Origin of the sequence: Lampropedia cohaerens, assembly GCF_001005215.1 — a bacterium.
GTDB classification, from domain to species: domain Bacteria; phylum Pseudomonadota; class Gammaproteobacteria; order Burkholderiales; family Burkholderiaceae_C; genus Lampropedia; species Lampropedia cohaerens.
In genome coordinates this window covers 54,239-72,628 of the sequence record NZ_LBNQ01000040.1, presented here as the reverse complement: position 1 = coordinate 72,628, position 18,390 = coordinate 54,239, and the positions used below count along the sequence as shown (strand labels likewise).

The 18,390-nt window shown below is 63.7% G+C and carries 14 protein-coding genes; 7 read left to right on the top strand and 7 right to left on the bottom strand.

What is annotated here, in order from left to right:
* Window positions 1-141 precede the first annotated feature (141 nt).
* The 4 genes from livH (at window position 142) to AAV94_RS13010 (ending at window position 3,888) form a co-directional block, all read left to right on the top strand.
* Complete coding sequence (gene livH / locus AAV94_RS13025) at window positions 142-1,062, top strand: high-affinity branched-chain amino acid ABC transporter permease LivH (protein WP_046742643.1); 921 nt, start codon at window positions 142-144, stop codon at window positions 1,060-1,062.
* Window positions 1,062-2,288, top strand: a complete 1,227-nt coding sequence (locus AAV94_RS13020) for a high-affinity branched-chain amino acid ABC transporter permease LivM (RefSeq protein WP_046742642.1) — start codon at window positions 1,062-1,064, stop codon at window positions 2,286-2,288. Before livH ends, AAV94_RS13020 begins: the two co-directional genes overlap by 1 nt.
* Entirely contained in the window at window positions 2,285-3,100 is an 816-nt protein-coding gene (gene livG, locus AAV94_RS13015) for a high-affinity branched-chain amino acid ABC transporter ATP-binding protein LivG (RefSeq protein WP_046742641.1), read from the top strand. Before AAV94_RS13020 ends, livG begins: the two co-directional genes overlap by 4 nt.
* Before the next feature lie 86 nt (window positions 3,101-3,186).
* Window positions 3,187-3,888 carry an ABC transporter ATP-binding protein gene (locus tag AAV94_RS13010; RefSeq protein WP_046742710.1) on the top strand — a complete coding sequence of 234 codons (702 nt, stop codon included), beginning with the start codon at window positions 3,187-3,189 and terminating at the stop codon, window positions 3,886-3,888.
* Between the two features lie 7 nt (window positions 3,889-3,895).
* Here the strand turns inward: AAV94_RS13010 and mutL are convergent, their stop codons facing one another.
* From mutL to AAV94_RS12995, 3 genes are all read right to left on the bottom strand, one after another.
* Window positions 3,896-5,887 (bottom strand): DNA mismatch repair endonuclease MutL, encoded by a 1,992-nt coding sequence (gene mutL / locus AAV94_RS13005; protein ID WP_046742640.1) that lies wholly within the window; start codon window positions 5,885-5,887, stop codon window positions 3,896-3,898.
* A 66-nt stretch (window positions 5,888-5,953) separates the two neighbouring features.
* Window positions 5,954-8,731 carry a cation-transporting P-type ATPase gene (locus AAV94_RS13000; protein ID WP_084824923.1) on the bottom strand — a complete coding sequence of 926 codons (2,778 nt, stop codon included), beginning with the start codon at window positions 8,729-8,731 and terminating at the stop codon, window positions 5,954-5,956.
* 134 nt (window positions 8,732-8,865) lie between these two features.
* Window positions 8,866-9,630 carry a glucose 1-dehydrogenase gene (locus AAV94_RS12995; protein WP_046742639.1) on the bottom strand — a complete coding sequence of 255 codons (765 nt, stop codon included), beginning with the start codon at window positions 9,628-9,630 and terminating at the stop codon, window positions 8,866-8,868.
* 282 nt (window positions 9,631-9,912) lie between these two features.
* Between AAV94_RS12995 and AAV94_RS12990 the strand changes: the two genes are divergently transcribed.
* Window positions 9,913-10,494, top strand: coding sequence for a BPSL1445 family SYLF domain-containing lipoprotein (locus tag AAV94_RS12990; RefSeq protein WP_046742708.1), 582 nt, complete (start codon window positions 9,913-9,915; stop codon window positions 10,492-10,494).
* Between the two features lie 117 nt (window positions 10,495-10,611).
* Here the strand turns inward: AAV94_RS12990 and AAV94_RS12985 are convergent, their stop codons facing one another.
* Window positions 10,612-11,313: a pirin family protein gene (locus AAV94_RS12985; protein ID WP_046742638.1), complete on the bottom strand. Its 702-nt coding sequence runs from the start codon at window positions 11,311-11,313 to the stop codon at window positions 10,612-10,614.
* 181 nt (window positions 11,314-11,494) lie between these two features.
* Between AAV94_RS12985 and AAV94_RS12980 the strand changes: the two genes are divergently transcribed.
* Together AAV94_RS12980 and AAV94_RS12975 are read left to right on the top strand one after the other, a co-directional pair.
* Entirely contained in the window at window positions 11,495-12,199 is a 705-nt protein-coding gene (locus tag AAV94_RS12980; protein ID WP_046742637.1) for an AzlC family ABC transporter permease, read from the top strand.
* Window positions 12,196-12,552 (top strand): AzlD domain-containing protein, encoded by a 357-nt coding sequence (locus AAV94_RS12975; RefSeq protein ID WP_046742636.1) that lies wholly within the window; start codon window positions 12,196-12,198, stop codon window positions 12,550-12,552. The genes AAV94_RS12980 and AAV94_RS12975 overlap by 4 nt, the downstream gene beginning before the upstream one ends.
* A gap of 86 nt (window positions 12,553-12,638) precedes the next feature.
* Here AAV94_RS12975 and AAV94_RS12970 read toward each other — a convergent pair whose 3' ends face one another.
* The 3 genes from AAV94_RS12970 to leuA form a co-directional block, all read right to left on the bottom strand.
* Window positions 12,639-13,967: a DUF2254 domain-containing protein gene (locus AAV94_RS12970; protein WP_046742635.1), complete on the bottom strand. Its 1,329-nt coding sequence runs from the start codon at window positions 13,965-13,967 to the stop codon at window positions 12,639-12,641.
* Window positions 13,968-14,027: 60 nt separating this feature from the next.
* The gene (locus AAV94_RS12965) at window positions 14,028-16,328 is read right to left on the bottom strand and encodes an NADP-dependent malic enzyme (RefSeq protein WP_046742634.1); all 2,301 of its coding nucleotides are present in this window, start codon (window positions 16,326-16,328) and stop codon (window positions 14,028-14,030) included.
* Window positions 16,329-16,561: 233 nt separating this feature from the next.
* Window positions 16,562-18,256: a 2-isopropylmalate synthase gene (gene leuA, locus AAV94_RS12960; protein ID WP_046742707.1), complete on the bottom strand. Its 1,695-nt coding sequence runs from the start codon at window positions 18,254-18,256 to the stop codon at window positions 16,562-16,564.
* Window positions 18,257-18,390: the final 134 nt, after the last annotated feature.

Genomic DNA, 18,390 nt, shown 5'->3' with positions numbered 1-18,390 from the left:
CGGGTTTGCAGCCCATCCGGCTGTAATACATTAACGCCCCATCCGTGCACTGCAGCGGCATACCCGCCGCAGGCTGCAGCAGATGACTCGAAAGCGGCAGCGACCACCCCTCGCTGCCGCTTTTCGCAAGGAGCCTTTCCCATGTCAGAACTACCTCAAATCATTCAGCAGATCTTCAATGGTCTCTCGCTGGGAGCCATCTACGCGCTGATTGCCATTGGCTACACCATGGTCTACGGCATCATCGGCATGATCAACTTTGCCCACGGCGAAATCTACATGATTGGCGCATACGTGGGCCTTGTCACGCTCACGGCCATCGGCACGCAAAGTGGTCTGCCACTGCCGCTGATCATCGCAGCCATGCTGGTGGTGGCGATGGCCGTCACCGGCACCTACGGCTATGCGGTCGAGCGCATTGCCTACCGACCCGTGCGCGGTGGACCACGGCTGGTGGCGCTGATCTCGGCCATCGGCATGTCGATTTTTCTGCAGAATTGGGTGGCGCTCGGCCAGGGTGCCCGCGATCAGGCCGTGCCGGCGCTGATTTCCGGCGCAGCGACGCTGGACATGGGTGGCTTCACCGTCACTCTGCCCTATTCGCGCATCCTGGTGATTCTTGTAACCGTGGTGCTGATGGTGGCGCTGACGCTGTACATCAAGAACTCCCGCATGGGGCGGGCCTCTCGTGCCTGCTCGCAGGACATGAAGATGGCCGCGTTGCTGGGCATCGACACCAATCGCGTCATCTCCTTTACCTTCATCCTGGGCGCGATGCTGGCCGCAGTCGGCGGCGTGCTGATTGCCATCACCATCGGCAAGCTCAACCCGTTCATCGGCTTTATCGCGGGCATCAAGGCGTTCACGGCGGCTGTGCTCGGCGGCATCGGCTCCATCCCTGGCGCCATGCTGGGTGGCGTGATCCTGGGCCTGGCCGAGACCTTCGCGGCCGCCTACATCTCCTCGCAATATAAGGACATCGTGGCCTTCGGCCTGCTGGTACTGATTCTGCTGTTCAGGCCTACCGGCATTCTGGGCAAACCTGAAGTGGAGAAGGTCTGATGCGGCAAACCATTCAAAACGCCTTGATAGCGGCGGTCATGACGGCCGTCATCATCATCCCCGTATTCGGCCTGCAACTGGTGCGCCAGGGTGCACAGACCGAAATCGACGCCCGCTGGGACCTGGTCTTGTGGGGCTGCGCCATCGTCTTCGTGCTGCAGCTCATCAAACCGTCTCTGGCGAAAGTTTTCGGCGGCATGCGCCTGCCCAAGCTGCCGACCGTGGCCCCCAAGGGGCAGAAGATTTTCGGCGTGCTGCTGATTGTGCTGGCGCTGGTCTGGCCGTTCTTCGGCTCGCGCAGCCAGGTGGACATCGCCACACTGGTGCTGATCTACGTCATGCTCGGCCTGGGCCTGAATATCGTCGTGGGTTTTGCCGGGCTGCTTGATCTGGGCTTCGTCGGCTTTTATGCCGTGGGTGCCTACACCTATGCCCTGCTCTACCACTGGGCCGGCTGGTCGTTCTGGGAGGCACTGCCGCTGTCGGGCATCATGGCCGGGCTATTCGGTTATCTACTTGGCTTTCCCGTGCTGCGGCTGCGCGGCGATTACTTGGCCATCGTGACGCTGGGCTTTGGGGAAATCATCCGACTGCTGCTGATCAACCTGACCGACTGGACCGGCGGGCCCGACGGCATTTCCGGCATCCCCAAGCCGACCCTGTTCGGGTATGAACTGACCCGACGCGCCAGCGAGGAAGGCGCACAGACCTTCCACCAGCTGATGGGCTGGACGTTCAACAGCCAGCACATGGTGATCTACCTGTATCTGATGGCATTGGCGCTTGCGCTCATCACACTGTATGTCTCCAACCGACTGATCCGCATGCCCATCGGGCGTGCCTGGGAGGCGCTGCGCGAGGATGAAATCGCCTGCCGCTCGCTGGGGCTCAACCCGACGAACATCAAGCTCTCGGCTTTCACGCTGGGAGCGACTTTCGCCGGTTTTGGCGGCGCCTTCTTTGCTGCGCGCCAGGGGCTGGTCAATCCGGAGTCGTTCACGTTCATCGAGTCGGCACTCATTCTCGCCGTCGTGGTGCTTGGCGGCATGGGCTCGCAGATCGGCGTGATTCTGGCCGCCATCGTGCTGACAGTGCTGCCGGAAGTGGCGCGTGAGTTCGCCGAGTACCGCATGTTGCTGTTCGGCCTGGTCATGGTGCTGATGATGATGTGGCGCCCGCAAGGGCTGCTGCCGACCCAGCGCCCTCACGTGGAGATCAAGCCATGACGCAGACCCTTCTGCATTCTGCTCAATCCAGTGCCGACAGCGCGCCACGGTCCACCCTGCTGGAAGTGCGCGACCTGACCATGCGCTTTGGCGGCCTGCTGGCCGTCGACAGCGTGTCGTTCGATGTCGGCCCCACCGAAATCTTCGCCATTATTGGCCCCAATGGCGCAGGCAAGACGACCGTCTTCAATTGCATCGGCGGCTTCTACAAGCCCACTGCCGGCCAGGTGCGCATGGCAGGCCACGACATCGCAGGCCTGCCCAGCCACAAGGTGGCGCGCCATGGCCTGGTGCGCACCTTCCAGAACGTGCGCCTGTTCAAGCAGCTGACAGTGCTGGAGAACCTGCTGGTGGCCCAGCACACGCAGGTCGAGAGCAACATGCTCAAGGGCCTGTTCAAACTGCCCTCCTACCGCCGTGCCGAACAGCAGGCACTGGAGCGTGCCGTATGGTGGCTGGACTTCATGGGCATCCGCCAGTACGCCAACCGCGAAGCGGGAAATCTCGCCTACGGGCACCAGCGGCGCCTGGAAATCGCCCGCTGCATGATCACCAAGCCGCGCCTGCTGATGCTGGACGAACCGGCCGCTGGCCTGAACCCGCAGGAAAAAGTCGAACTGCAGCAGCTCATCCGCAAGTTACGCGATGATTTCCAGGTTGCGGTGCTGCTGATCGAGCACGACATGAGCCTGGTGATGGGCGTATCCGAACGTATCCTGGTGATGGAGCACGGCAAGCCGGTCGTCATCGGCACGCCCGAGGTGGTCAAGACCGATCCGCGCGTCATCAAGGCCTACCTGGGAGAAGAATAATGAGCCTCATCATCACCGAAAGCGTCACTACCGTCTACACGGAAACCGTCGTCACGCCGGCGACCACCGCGCAAGTGGCCACGCCGATGCTGCAGCTGGAGAACATCCACACCCACTACGGCGCCATCCAGGCGCTCGATGGTGTATCGATCCACGTCAACCAGGGCGAGATCGTCACGCTCATCGGCAGCAATGGCGCAGGCAAGACCACCTTGCTGATGACCGTGTGCGGCAGCCCGCGCGCGACGACTGGGCGCGTGCTGTTCCAGGGCGAGGACATCACCCACGCCCAGACCCACAAGATCATGCAGGGCGGCATCGCCATCTCCCCGGAAGGACGGCGCGTATTTCCGGACTTGACTGTCGTGGAGAACCTGAAGATGGGTGGCTTCTTTCAGGACAGGGAAGCCATCGAATCCGGCATCGAGCATGCGTTCACGCTGTTTCCCCGACTGAAGGAACGTGCCCACCAGCGTGCCGGCACCATGTCCGGAGGGGAACAGCAGATGCTCGCCATCGGTCGCGCGCTGATGAGCAAGCCGCGCCTGCTGTTGCTCGACGAGCCGACGCTGGGCCTGGCCCCGCTGATCATCGCGCAGATCTTCGAGATCATCCAGACCATCCGCGCCGAAGGCGTCACGGTATTCCTGGTCGAACAGAATGCCAACAAGGCGCTGCAAATTGCCGACCGCGGCTACGTGCTTGAGACTGGTAGGGTCGTCATGGAAGACACCGGCGCCAACCTGCTGGGCAATCCGGACATTCGCAAGGCCTATCTGGGCGCTTGATAGAAAACTACCTGCCCCGCATAAACAAGGCATCCAGCTCCTGCATCGTGAGCTGCCGCCACGTCGGTCGACCATGGTTGCACTGGTCCGAGCGCGGGGTAGTCTCCATCTCGCGCAGCAGGGCATTCATCTCCTCGACGGTCAACTGGCGGTTGGCGCGCACGGATCCGTGGCAGGCCATGGTGCTCAGCACCTGATCACGCGCGCGTTGCAGTACGGTGGTGTGCTCGTGCTGCGCCAGTTCGGCCAATACGCTGCGCGCCAGCTCGGTCGGGTCAGCGTGGCGCAGGTCCGCAGGCATGGTGCGCACGGCGAGCTTGCCAGCTGACAGTGGGGTGATTTCAAAACCGAGCTGCTGCAGCACCTCGGCATGCTTTTCCGCCGTCGCGGTCTCGAGCGCGCTGGCCGAGAACGCGACGGGAATCAGCAGCGGCTGACTGGGAATGGCGGCATGCGCCAGCAGGGCCTTGAGCCGCTCGTACACGATGCGCTCGTGCGCGGCGTGCATGTCGACGATGATCAGCCCGCGCTGGCTTTGCGCCAGGATATAGACGCCGTGCAGCTGCGCCAACGCGCGTCCCAGCGGCCAGCCGTCCGCCTCCGACGCCTCGCAGGCCAGTCCTGTCTGCTGCAGCGTCGCAGCGCTGCCCGGTGGTGCTGACGGGGCCTGCGCTGGTGCAGCGGGCCACTGCACTACCGACTCGCTGACGCCGCCCCCGAAGCGCTGGGACGCCGCATCCTCCATAGCGCCCTGCGGCGCCCACAATGCCTCCAGCGTCGCGCGCGTGCGGGCGATGTCCGCTGCGAAACCCAGGCGCTGCTGGCTGGCAGCCTGCTGCCAGGTGGCTGCTGGGTGCCCGGCAGCGGCGGCGCTTTCACCGACTCCATGCGCGTCCTGCCCCTGCGCAGACGCTGCCGCAGCCACCTGTGCACTGGAAGGCGCCAGCGCCTGCTGCACCGCATGCCGCACGGCGGCATGCACCAGACGACCCTCACGAAAGCGCACTTCGATCTTGGTCGGATGGACATTCACATCGACCAGCGCAGGGTCGATCTCGACATACAGCACATAGACCGGCTGGCGCTGGCCGTGCAGTACGTCCTCGTACGCCGAGCGCGCGGCATGTGCGATGGTTTTCTCGCGCACGAAACGACCATTGACGAAGCAATACTGCTGGTCGGCGCGTGCGCGCGAGTGGGTGGGCATGCCGGCGCGACCGAATACGCGCACTCCACCTTCCGAATAGTCAACCGGCACCGACTGCGCCATGAATTCCGGCCCCATGACATCCGCCAGTCGCCGCTCCAGCGCGGTGGCACTGACTTCGACCATGCGCTGCTCGTCCTCCGTGTCCAGATCGCCGTGCTGCGAACGTCCCTCGGCGCTGCGCCACTGGTGCTGCAGCTTGCCTTCGTGCCAGAGCGCAAACCCCACGTCCGGCCGGGCCAGTGCGTGGCGACGCAGGGCTTCCACGCAATGCGCCAGCTCCGTAGCCTCGGACTTGAGGAACTTGCGCCGCGCGGGTGTGGAGAAAAACAGCTCCTTGACCTCCACGCTGGTGCCCACGGCACGCGCCGCCGGCTCGATCTCGCCGCTTGCGGCATCCAGCATGAAGGCTGTCGACGCTCCCTGCGTGCGCGTGATGATGCGTAGCGCAGCCACCGAGGCGATGGCCGCCAGGGCCTCGCCGCGAAACCCCATGGTCAGCACGGACTCCAGGTCATGCAGCGAACGGATCTTGCTGGTGGCGTGGCGCTGAATGGCACGCGGCAGATCCTGCGCGGCAATGCCGCAGCCGTCGTCCTCGATGAGGATCTGGCGCACGCCACCGGCCATCAGCCGCAGCTGGATCTCGCTGGCGCCGGCATCCAGCGCGTTGTCGAGCAACTCACGTACCACCGATGCAGGGCGTTCCACTACCTCGCCGGCTGCGATCTGGCTGATCAAGGTATCGGGCAGAGCCTCGATGGAACGGGGGCGGCTCAGGGCAACGCGCATGTAGGATTCCGAAGCAAAGTCGCAAAGACGACCATTTTAGGCGTGCATGCGCAGGCCCTGCGCCCCCTACTCCCTTTCACGGCGGCGCCAAAACGCCTTGTCCAACTCCGCCACCACCAGCACGGCAGATCCGGCTGCCAGCACCTTGGTCCACTGCGCGCCATCGAGGGATGCCGAACCCATGATCGTGTGCATGGCGGGCCAGTAGGTAAAGAGCAGCTGCAGCGGCACACAGGCGGCAATCGACAGCAGCACGTAGGGATTGCCAATGAGTCCCTCGCGGTTGAGCACGCTGCCGGTGATGTGGCGGCTGCACAGCAGGTAGAACATCTCAGATAGCACAACGGTGTTGACGGCCATGGTCCGCGCGACCTCAACCGACGCGCCCAGCTGCAGCTCCCACAGGAACAAGCCCAGCGCCGTCACCATCATCACCGCGGAAATCAGCACGATCCGCCATACCGCCATGCCATCCAGCAACGGCGTGCCTGGCGCGCGCGGTGGTCGCGCCATGATGCCCGGTTCAGCCTTCTCGAATGCCAGCGCCAGCCCCAGCGCAGAGGAGGTCACCATATTGATCCACAGCACCTGCGCCGCCGTCAGCGGCAGCGTGAGATGAAACAGGATGGCGGCGATGACGATCAGCGCCTCGCCACCATTGGTCGGCAGCATGAACAGGATGAACTTGCGCAGATTGTCGTAAACGGCCCTGCCCTCCTCCACTGCGTGGGCGATGGTGGCAAAGTTGTCATCGCCGAGCACAATGTCGCCCGCCTCCTTGGCCGCCTCGGTGCCCTTGCGGCCCATGGCCACGCCCACATCCGCACGCTTGAGTGCGGGCGCGTCGTTGACACCGTCGCCGGTCATTGCAACGACCTGGCCGCTGGCCTGCAAGGCCTGCACCAGACGCAGCTTCTGCTCCGGGCTGGCCCGTGCGAACACGTCGACATCGTTGGCAATCTGGCGCAAGGCCATGTCGTCAAGCAGCGCGAATTCCGCACCGGTCAGGGCCGGCTTGCCCACTCCGATGCCCAGCTGCGCGCCGATGGCACGGGCCGTCTCCGCGTGGTCGCCGGTGATCATCTTGACCGTGATGCCTGCCTGATGACACTCGGCCACGGCCGCCTGCGCCTCCTGCCTCGGCGGATCGACAATGCCCACCAATGCGAGCAACGTGCACCCTTGCTGCACATCGGCATGGGTCAGCTCCGCGGGGGCCACGGGCGAATCCTTGGTAGCCAGTGCCAGCACGCGCAATCCCCGCGCCGCGAGGTCGTTGCCCATGCGCCGCCAGTAATCAACATCCAGCGGTGCACAGCCATCGGCCGTGGCCTGCGTGTTGCAAAAGCCGAGCAGAACCTCAGGCGCCCCCTTGAGGAAGATGCGGTGCTGCCTGCCCTGCTGGGACCGATGCAGCGTCGCCATGAAACGGTGCTCGGATTCGAACGGAATTGCGTGCACGCGCGGCCACGCATCCTCCAGCGCATCCTGCGCAAAGGGTGCAGGCCCATCCGCCTTGTGACCAAGCACCAACAAGGCGCCCTCGGTGGGATCCCCATCGACTTGCCAGGCATCACCGTGCTGGCGCAGCCGTGCATCGTTGCACAGTACGCCAGCGCAGATGGCCTGTGCCAGTACCGGCTCGCACGCTGCATCAACGACAGCATCGCCGCGCAGAATGCGCCCCTGTGGCACATAGCCCGCGCCTTCCACCGTGTATTGCCCATCCGCACACACCACACGCTGCACCGTCATCTCGTTGCGCGTGAGCGTGCCGGTTTTGTCCGAACAGATGACCGTGACGGACCCCAGTGTCTCCACCGCTGGCAAGCGCCGCACGATGGCGTGACGCCGCGCCATGCGCTGCACCCCCAGTGCCAGCGTCACCGTCATGATGGCCGGCAGCCCTTCAGGAATGGCCGATGCCACCAGCGCCACCACCATCAGAAACATCTCCGAGGCAGGGATGCCACGCGCCAGCGTACCGAGCACGAAGGTCAGTGCGGCAACCGCCAGAATCACCAGTGCCAGCTTGTGCCCGAACCCGTTGATCTGGCGAATCAGCGGCGTCGTCGCCACGTCGACACTGGCCAGCATCGCGTTGATGTGACCAATTTCGGTATGGCTGCCGGTTGCCACCACCAGTCCGCGCGCCTGGCCGTAGACCACCACCGTGCCAGAAAACGCCATGCTGCGGCGATCGCCCAGTGGCGCGTCTGCTGCCACCGCAGCGACCTGCTTGTCCACCGGCAATGACTCTCCGGTCAAGGCCGCCTCGTCCACCCGCAGCTCGGTCACCGCCACCAGCCGCACGTCTGCCGGCACGCGGTCTCCTGAAGTCAACAACACCAGATCGCCCGGTACCAGCGCCTGCGCATCTACCAATTGACGCTGGCCATCGCGCACGACGGTGGCCTGCAACGAGAGCATGCCGCGAATCGCGTCCAGCGCGGCCTCGGCCTTGCCTTCCTGGATGTAGCCAATCACGGCATTGACCAGCACGGCGGCGAGCAACACGCCGGTGTCCACCCAGTGGCCAAGCAGTGCCGTCACCAGCGCAGCGGCCAGCATGATGTAGAGCAGGATATTGTGAAACTGCAGCACAAAGCGCATCCAGGCGCTGCGCCGCCTGCCCTCTGGCAGGCGATTGGGACCATAGTGCTGCAGACGCTGGCTGGCAGCCTGCTGCGTCAACCCCTGCTGCAGCACTGCGTCATCGACGTGCAGCGCCGCAGCGACCTCCTGCGCTGGCAACGCATGCCAGTCTGGCACCGGGGCCCGCCCCTGCAGGCCATCCCCGTGTGCACGTTGCGCCTTCTTCCTGCGCGCCCAAACTCCACGCATCCATCTCCTCCTGCCTCGTTATCTGCTCAGCGCCACTGCGCAAGACGCGTATGCCGGTCCTTGGCGCACATGGCCAGACCAGTGCCGTCGGCGCTGCCCTGCCCGCTCCGGCCGACGCGCGCCACTACACGCGGCTACTGCGCGGTATAGCCGCCATCGATCACAAGCTCACTGCCGGTGACGAACTTCGACTCATTGGATGCGAGATACAAGATTCCGTAGGCAATGTCATCGGCCTCGCCCAGATGCCCGATCGGATGGAGGCTGACCAGCCGCTGGTAGGCCGCACTGTTGGTATCCGTGGCCGCCTGCTGCACCATGGGCGTCCAGATGTAGCCCGGATGCACGGAATTCACACGAATGCCGTAGCCCGCCCTGGCGCAGTGCAAGGCCGCAGACTTCGTGAAAATGCGCACACCACCCTTGCTGGCGTTGTAGGCCGCCAGATCGGCATCGCCGACCAGGCCCTCAATGGATGAGAGGTTGATGATCGAGCCACCTCCGCTTTGCCGCATCGCTTCGATGGCAAAGCGCGTGCCCAGGAACACGCCATCCAGATTGATCTGCAGCACGCGGTGCCAATCGGCCAAGGTGGTCTGTTCAACATTGGCACTGAAGCCAATGCCCGCATTGTTGACCGCGATGTCGAGTCGGCCAAAGGCTTCCAGAGTGGCGGCCATGGCCTGTTGCCAGTCCTGCTCCTTGGCAACATCGTGCTGCACGAAGATGGCTTGGCCACCTGCCTCCCGAATGGCGTGCACGACAGCCTCACCTTCTGACTGCTTGAGGTCGGTCACGACGACCTTGGCGCCCTCGCGCGCCAGCAGCATGGCCGTGGCCTTGCCAATGCCCAGCGCGCCACCAGTGACCAGCGCCACCTTGCTCTCTACTCGTCCCATGTTTGCCTCCCCTCAGATTGCATGCCTGCGGCATGCATGGATGGTTACGCGGCGCTGCCGCACACGGCAGACCTTGCAGTGCCAGCATAGGACAAATGTTTGCAAACTGTGCGTTAACCCAGTGGCACGCTCGTGCATAAACGAGAAAACAGAAAGCTCCGGTGCCCTGCGGATCCTGACCGCTGCTGAACGCATTTGGATGGCGGCAATGTCAGCCTTTGGCTGACGCGCATCGCGTCGTGGCACGATTACGCTGGCGAGGTACAACAAAAGGAGTTCACCATGTTCGCTTTGAAACGTCTCGCCCTCGCCGCAGCCATCTCCGCAGGCAGCCTCGCGCTGGTCGCCTGCAATGTCACACCTGATGGCATCTCGCATGCTCCGGCGGCCGACAACACCACTATCGAACATCGTGCCGAGGCCACCCTGCAGCGCCTGTACCAGGCGGTGCCCGGCTCGCGCGAGCTGGTGCAGCGCTCAGCCGGTGTGCTGGTCTTCCCGACCGTGGTGGGCGGAAGCTTCGTGATCGGCGCAGAACACGGCCGCGGCGTATTGCTGGTCAAGGGCCAGAATCGCGGGTACTACTCGACCACTGCCGCTTCCATCGGCTGGCAGGCAGGCGGCCAGTCCAAGGCCATCATCTATGTCTTCAACACGCAGGAAGCACTCGACAAATTCCTGGCAAGCGATGGCTTCGCGGTCGGCGCGGATGCCAGCGTTGCTGCAGGCCGCGTTGGTGCCAGCGGCAGTATTGATACCACGACCGCCACCGCTCCGGTTTCCAGCTTCGTGCTGACCAACGTGGGCCTGGAAGCGGGCGTGTCGCTGGAGGGCTCGCGCATCACGCGCATTGAGAAGCCATAAGCGAAACCTGGACACGGCGGGCAGCAGTGGATTGCCCGCCGGAAGAGGCCGAGCGCTTAGGTAAGCTGCCTCTGAAAACACGCGCCCTCTCGGGTGCGTGTTTTTTTGCGCAGTTCTTCAGGCCTGCAGGTCGAAGACCAGCACCTCTGCATCCATACCATCGGTCAGCAGCACCTGCGGCTCCTCTGCCAGCAGCGCCGCATCGCCAGCCGACAACGGCTGGCCGTTCACGGCCACGCTGCCGCGCACAACGAACACATATCCCTTGCGCCCGGGCTGCAGTGGCAGACGCGCCTGCTCGCCACCATCGAACAGCCCTGCATAGACATGGGCGTCGGCGTGAATAACCAGTGCGCCATCCGCATCGTCTGGCGCTGCAATCCGGCGCAGGCGCCCGCGTTTTTCCACATCCTCGAAACGCTTTTGCGCATAGCCTGGCGCAATGCCCAGGCGATCGGGAAGAATCCAGATCTGCAGGAAATGTACCGGTTCACGTGCATCCGGATTGAACTCGCTGTGCATGACGCCCGTGCCTGCGCTCATGCATTGCACCTCGCCGGCCGAGACGGTCTTGGTGTTGCCCATGCTGTCCTTGTGCGCCAGCGCACCGGAGAGCACGTAGCTGATGATCTCCATGTCACGATGACCGTGCATGCCGAAGCCAACGCCGGGCGCGACGCAGTCCTCGTTGATGACGCGCAGATTGCCCCAGCCCATGTGGGCGGGATCGTGATACTCAGCGAATGAAAAACTGTGGAAGGACTTGAGCCAGCCGTGGTCGGCAAAGCCACGTTTCATCGAGGGGCGAATAGTGATCATCGGGATTACCTCCTTGGAAGCGATTGCTTCCATTGTGAGGATTGCGCACTGCTTCGCTAGTCCCCACAGCTGCAACGCTGCAGCGCGTCCATGAGACGATACGGAGGCTGGCATCGGCCGCCGTTTCCCGTCGAAGTGGCTTCCGCCATAATGGCGCGCTTGCATACTCACTACTGAAACCATGCGAGGTTTTGCTCGGGGACTGGCAGCGAGCCTGTCGATCGCTGCAGGCTACTTTCCGGTTGCGCTGTCGTTTGGCGTGACAGCCATTGAGGCGGGGCTGTCACCAGCGCTGGTCATGCTCATTTCCGTGGCCGTCTACGCTGGCGCCAGCCAGTTCCTGATGGCCAGCCTGCTGGCCAGTGGCGCGGGCTTTGCCGCCAGTGTGCCTACGGTGCTGCTGATGAATGCCCGCCACATCTTCTACGGTCCGGCCGTTGCGCGGCATCTCGCGCCACCGCCCTCCCCTGTGGCCAGCCCACTGCTGGCGTTCGGGCTCACCGACGAGGTCTTCGCCACGGCCATGGCCCGCATCGACCGCACGCCACAGGAATGCCGGGCCGGATGGCTGTTTGGCCTGTCCTGCGGCGCCTATGCTGCGTGGCTGGCCGGCACGGCGTGCGGCGTGCTGCTGGTCGGCGAGGCTGACAGCTGGCCCTCCTGGCTGCGCGAAGCGATGCAGTTCGTACTGCCGGCTCTGTTCTTTGCCCTGCTGCTGGAAGCAGGCCTGCGCCGCTGGAGCGCTGCGCTGGCAGGCGCCGCAGTCGGTACCGTAGCGACCCTGCCCTGGCTGGCGGCACACCATGCGTTACTCGCGGGCATTGTCGCAGGCGCAACAGCGCATGCCGCATGGCATCTGCCCCGGCGCGCCGGAGATGCACCATGAACCACGCGTGGTGGATCGTCCTGCTCAGCGGCGCCGGCACGTTTTTGCTGCGCTGGCTGCCACTTCGCCAGGCGCTGCGTGCCTCCCGGGCAGCGCCCTCCGGCCGCCAAAGCGCCCCCGCTCGGCTGCTGCAGGCCTTGCTGGCGGGCGTCGGAGCGGCAGCGATCGGTGCACTGCTGGTTGTGTCGCTCTGGGGTGTCACGGCACTGCCAGCCTGGCACGCCGAGCGGATCATCGCCTGCGTGCTGGCACTGGCGGTGGTCGCGCTGTTGCACCGCTGGCTCAGGACAATAGCCATTCCGACCTTGGTGGGCGCACTCGTCTACGGTGCGCTGACCCACTGGCTAGCGTAGCCACTGGCTGCAGAACCTTGCTAACAAGGCTGCGCTTGACGCCGGATATGCCGCGCGCACCGGGGCCAGCGACGCGAATAGGCGGCTCAGGCCGCAGGGGCTGCCCTCGCATCTTCCTGCGGCCAACGGTCAGCATGCACCGCCGCGACGGCCTCGAAATCGGGGGCGAATTCCATGCCATGCCGGTTTCGCGCAAGTGCCTGCGCAGCATGCTGCCTGGCCAGCTCAGCAATCTCGTGGCTGGTGTTAGTGCTCAGCGCAACCAAGGCCTTCTGCAGGCGGATTGCCACCTCCCGCAGGTGTGCGCCATCGCGCGCGATGAGCGGAAAGAGGTCGTCGAAAACGTCGGCCAGCGCAATGCGCGGCATCCAGATACGTGGATACTGTATCTGTTCGCCTGTATTCGCGTTCCCGTTCATCCCCGATGCCTGGTCTGGAATCCAGTGACGCAGCAAGCGGATGGAGCGGTTGATGATGTCGATGGCCGTACCGGAATCATTGGTGGCCGGCGATAGCGCCCGCGAGGCAATCTCAGCCATTACGACGATGCCGAACCTGGGGTCGTTGTCGAACGTGCGATTCACGTCAATGGTGAAGGCGGCTCGCAACGTTGGCGCGAGTGCATCCAGTTGCGCTGCGGACACGCCCCGCAACGCTAGCAAAGGCGCGGAGCCCGGTGAGACGAACTGCCCAGGCAACGCCATCACGTACAGTCGTGCCTCCGGCAATCCACACTCATCCAGCGCTGCGGCGAGCTTGGGGACATCCACCAGATGCACATAACCTGAGCGCTTTGCAAAGATGCAGACGGCATCCTGTGGCAAAGGATGGGCCTGTCGGTCCCACGGCTGCGCACCTTGATAAGGGTTGGCCAGATACGCCTGGATTTCCTTGACGGCGCACTTCTCCACCAGCGCAATCGTCACGCCTAGTCGCCCAAGGCCCGAAAGATGGTTGATCCAGCGTATCAGCGTGAACACGATGACCGCAATGACGACGATGGTGACGCAGAAAAGCAGCGTCCGCCCCTGCGCCTCGTAGACACCGGTCTGCAGCGCAATGATGCCGACGATGCTGAACAGGAAGGCACCAAGAAAGGTGGACAACGCGTTGTTCGCCGTAGCGTCATTGCGCAGCAGCTCAAACGCTCGCGGCGTGACGCCACTGGCTGCAGACGCATAGGCGCCCACCAGAATGTTCAGCGAGAACGTCGTCACCGCCAGCATGCTGCTGGCCATGATGTTGAGCAATGTGCCCACGGAGTCTTCACCCAGCCGGTTGGTCCATTCCAGCGGAATGTACTGCTTGAAGCCTGCGGCCAGCAGCGCGGTGCCAACGCCCAGCAGCGAGAACATGATGGTGCGAAACCACAAACCGCGTATGGCGCGTTTGAGCTTCCAGACGTAGGCGTACATTGGATCCCTCCAGGTGGGCAGAACCTGTTGCCAGGTTCCAGGAGACAGCGCTGCCGCAGCTCAGTCCTGCGCCGTCACATTCGCCACGGCCAGGGCTGACATATTGACGATGCGCCGCACTGTGGCCGACGGCGTCAGGATGTGCGCAGGAGCCGCTGCACCCATCAGGATGGGGCCAATCGTCGTGCCATGGCCGCTAACTTCCTTGAGCACGTTGAACAGAATATTGGCCGAATCCAGGTTCGGGCAGATCAGGATGTTCGCGTCGGAGCTGAGCGAGCAGTCCAACAGATTGCGGCTGCGCACCTGGGCATTGAGCGCCGCGTCGCCATGCATCTCGCCGTCGCACTCGATGTCGGGGAAACGCTGCTTGAACAGCTCTGCGGCGCGGCGCATCTTCAGCGCGCTGGGGCGTGTGGAGGAGCCGAAATTGGAGTGCGAGAGAAACGCCACCTTGGGTGGCAGGCCAAAACGCTGCACTTCCCGCACCGCCATCTGCGCAATGGAGACCAGCCCCTCGGGGTCCGGGTCCTCGTGGATGTAGGTGTCGGCCACGAAGATGTTGCGGTCATCCAGCAGCAGCGCATTGATGGTTGCCAGCCCCTCGGAGTCATCGCGCACGCCCAGAATGTCGCGGATGCGGCGCAGATGGTTGTCAAAGCGCCCGATCATGCCGCACAGCATCGCGTCGGCATCGCCCAGATGGATCATCAGTGCCGCAATGATGGTGTTGGAGCGGCGCACGGCGGTCTTGGCTGCCTCGGGCGTGACGCCATTGCGCCCCATCAGCTTATGGTAGGCCTCCCAGTACTGGCGAAAGCGCGGGTCATCCTCCGGGTTGACCAGTTCCACATCCCTGTCCAGATCGATGCGCAGACCGGCTCGCTTGATGCGCTCAGCAATCACGGCCGGACGCCCAATCAGGATCGGCTTGGCCAGACCATCGTCGAGGACGACCTGGACAGCGCGCAGCACGCGTTCGTCCTCGCCCTCCGCATAGGCGAGCCGACGCGGTGTGGCCTTGGCCGCCTTGAAAACAGGGCGCATGAACATGCCGGTCTGGTAGACGAAACGCTGCAGACTGTCGCGATACGCCTGGAGGTCCTCGATCGGGCGTGTGGCCACCCCGGAGCGGGCAGCAGCCTCGGCCACCGCCGGCGCAATGCGCAGGATCAGTCGCACATCAAACGGCGTGGGAATCAGGTATTCCGGACCAAAGCTCAGCTCCTTACCGGCATAGGCTGCAGCCACCTCGTCGCTGGTCTCGGCCTTGGCCAGTGCGGCGATCTCGCGCACACAGGCCAGCTTCATTTCATCCGTGATCTTCGTGGCACCACAGTCCAACGCGCCCCGGAAGATGTACGGAAAACACAGCACGTTGTTGACCTGATTCGGATAGTCCGAGCGGCCGGTGGCAATAATGACGTCGGGACGTACCGCCTTGGCAAGCTCCGGACGGATTTCCGGCTCGGGGTTGGCCAGCGCCAGCACGATGGGCTTGTCAGCCATGGTCTTGAGCATTTCTGCCGTCAACACGCCTGGCGCGGAGCAGCCCAGGAACACATCCGCGCCCTTGACAATGTCGGCCAACGTGCGCGCGTCGGTATCGCGCGCAAAGCGCGCCTTGGTCGCATCCAGGTTCTCGCGCCCGGAATGGATCACTCCCTTGGAGTCAGCGACGAACACGTTCTCGTGCCGCACGCCCAGGCCTTCCATCACGTTGATGCAGGCCAGCGCCGCCGCGCCGGCCCCCGAGACCGCCACCTTCACATCTTCGATCCTCTTGCCCACCAGTTCCAGCGCATTGATCAGCGCCGCCGAGGAAATGATGGCTGTACCGTGCTGATCGTCGTGGAACACTGGAATGTTCATGCGCTTGGACAGCTCGCGCTCGATATAGAAGCACTCCGGCGCCTTGATGTCCTCAAGATTGATACCACCCAGCGTCGGCTCCAGTGCCGCGATGATCTCGATGAGCTTGTCCGGGTCGCGCTCGGCCAGTTCGATGTCGAACACGTCAACGCCTGCGAACTTCTTGAACAGGCAGGCTTTGCCCTCCATCACCGGTTTGCCCGCCAGCGGCCCGATGTCCCCCAGCCCCAGCACGGCCGTGCCATTGGTAATAACGCCCACCAGATTGCCACGCGAGGTGTAGTCGGCCGCGAGCGCAGGATTGGCCTGGATATCCAGGCAGGGATAGGCCACCCCCGGCGAGTAAGCCAGCGACAGATCGCGCTGGTTAGACAGCGGCTTGGTCGGCTTGACCGAGATTTTTCCCTTTACTGGGCTGGCGTGGTATTCCAGTGCGGCAGTGCGCAGGGACTGCTCGGCTTCCGACAGATTTTTGGTGTAGTCGTTCATACGTTCTGGTGAAACGGAGTCGCAAAAAATGGTTGATCAATACATGCAGGCACTACCATGCACGGGGCGCGCCGGAGCCACTGCGAAACGCGCGAAATTCCACTGCCGCAGCTGGCAGGGGGCCATAGGCGCTCACTTCAGGCGCTGGCAGCCGGCGCATAGTGCAGGTATGTAAAAGCCGCCAGTCTCGTCGCGCGACAGGCGGCTTGCCACAATGCACCGGGCAATGTGCTTCAAACGGCAGCGGTGGCGGCCGCATCGCGGCGGCCGGCCAGCGCACCAAAGTCTACGCCAGCACGCTCAAGGCCGCTGAGTATCGCCGCAATCGACGCACTGACGATGTTCGGGTTCTCGCCCGCCCCCCAGGCGCGCTGGCCATCGACCTCCACCTCCACATAGGCCATCGCCGAGGCGTCCGCACCGGCTCCGATGGCATGCTCGGCGTAGTCCAGCACCCGCACGTCCTTGCCGGTGGCAACACTCAGGGCGCTGATGAAGGCATCGATGGGCCCCGAACCTTTGCCTGCAACAACCGCTACCTGACCGTGGCGCGCAATCTTCGCTTCGATGGTGGTTGCCGCACCATCCCCACCCAGCTGGTAGACCGGAGCGGACTCGCCCAGCCGGTACTCGTTGTGGAAGATCTCCCAGATGTCCTTGGCGGTAAATTCGGCCCCCTCGCTGTCCATGTGCCTTTGCACAACCTGGCTGAACTCGATCTGCAGCTTGCGCGGCAGCGTCACCTTGTACTCACTTTCGAGCAGGTAGGAGATGCCGCCCTTGCCCGACTGGCTGTTGACGCGAATGACGGCCTCGTAGCTGCGCCCCACGTCCTTGGGATCGATGGGCAGATAGGGCATGTCCCAGATATCGCCTTCCCTGTAGGCAGCAAAGGCCTTCTTGATGGCATCCTGGTGCGAGCCGGAAAACGAGGTGTAGACCAGCTCCCCCACATAGGGATGGCGCGGATGCACCGGCAGCTGGTTGCAGTACTCCACCGTGCGCTTGATCTCGTCGATGTTGGAAAAGTCCAGCTGCGGATGCACGCCCTGGCTGTACATGTTCAGCGCGACGTTGACGATGTCCAGATTGCCCGTGCGCTCGCCATTGCCGAACAGGCAGCCCTCCAGACGGTCAGCGCCGGCCATCAGCGCCAGCTCGGCCGTCGCAGTGCCGGTGCCGCGGTCATTGTGCGGATGCACCGACAGGATGATGGAATCGCGTCGCTTGAGATGGCGGTGCGACCACTCGATCATGTCGGCAAAGATATTGGGGGTGCAATGCTCCACCGTGGTCGGCAGGTTGATGATGCACTTCTTCTCGGGGGTTGGCTGCCACACGTCCGTGACGGCATCAACCACACGCTTGCTGAATGCCAGCTCGGTGTCGGAGTACATCTCGGGCGAATACTCGAATACCCACTCGGTTTCCGGATGCTCGGCAGCAATCTGCTGGAACAGGCGTGCGTTCGACGCGGCCAGCTCGACGATCTCGTCCTCACTCATGCCCAGCACCACCTTGCGCATGACCGGCGCGGTCGCGTTGTACAAATGCACGATGGCCCGACGAGCACCCTTGAGCGCCTCGAAGGTGCGCCGCACCAGATGTTCGCGCGCCTGCGTCAACACCTGCACCGTGACATCGTCAGGGATCAGGTTGTCCTCGATCAGCTTGCGGGCAAAGTCGAACTCGATCTGCGAAGCAGACGGGAAGCCGATCTCGATCTCCTTGAAGCCGATGTCGACCAGCGTCTTGAACATGCGCAGCTTGCGCTCGACATTCATCGGCTCGATCAGCGCCTGGTTGCCATCGCGCAGATCCACACTGCACCACACCGGCGGGCGCGTGATCTGCGCATCGGGCCACGTGCGATCCGTGAGCTTGACGGGGGCGAAGGCACGGTACTTCTGGGCGGGATTGCTCAACATCATGGTCAGACTTCCTAGAGAACGTTTGAGAGGTACTGCCAGCGCGTGAAAGGCGAAAAAGCAAAACGGCCCGTCGCTGACAAGCTTACGGGCCGTTTGAGCAAATGCGAAAACTACACGCGCACTACAACTCC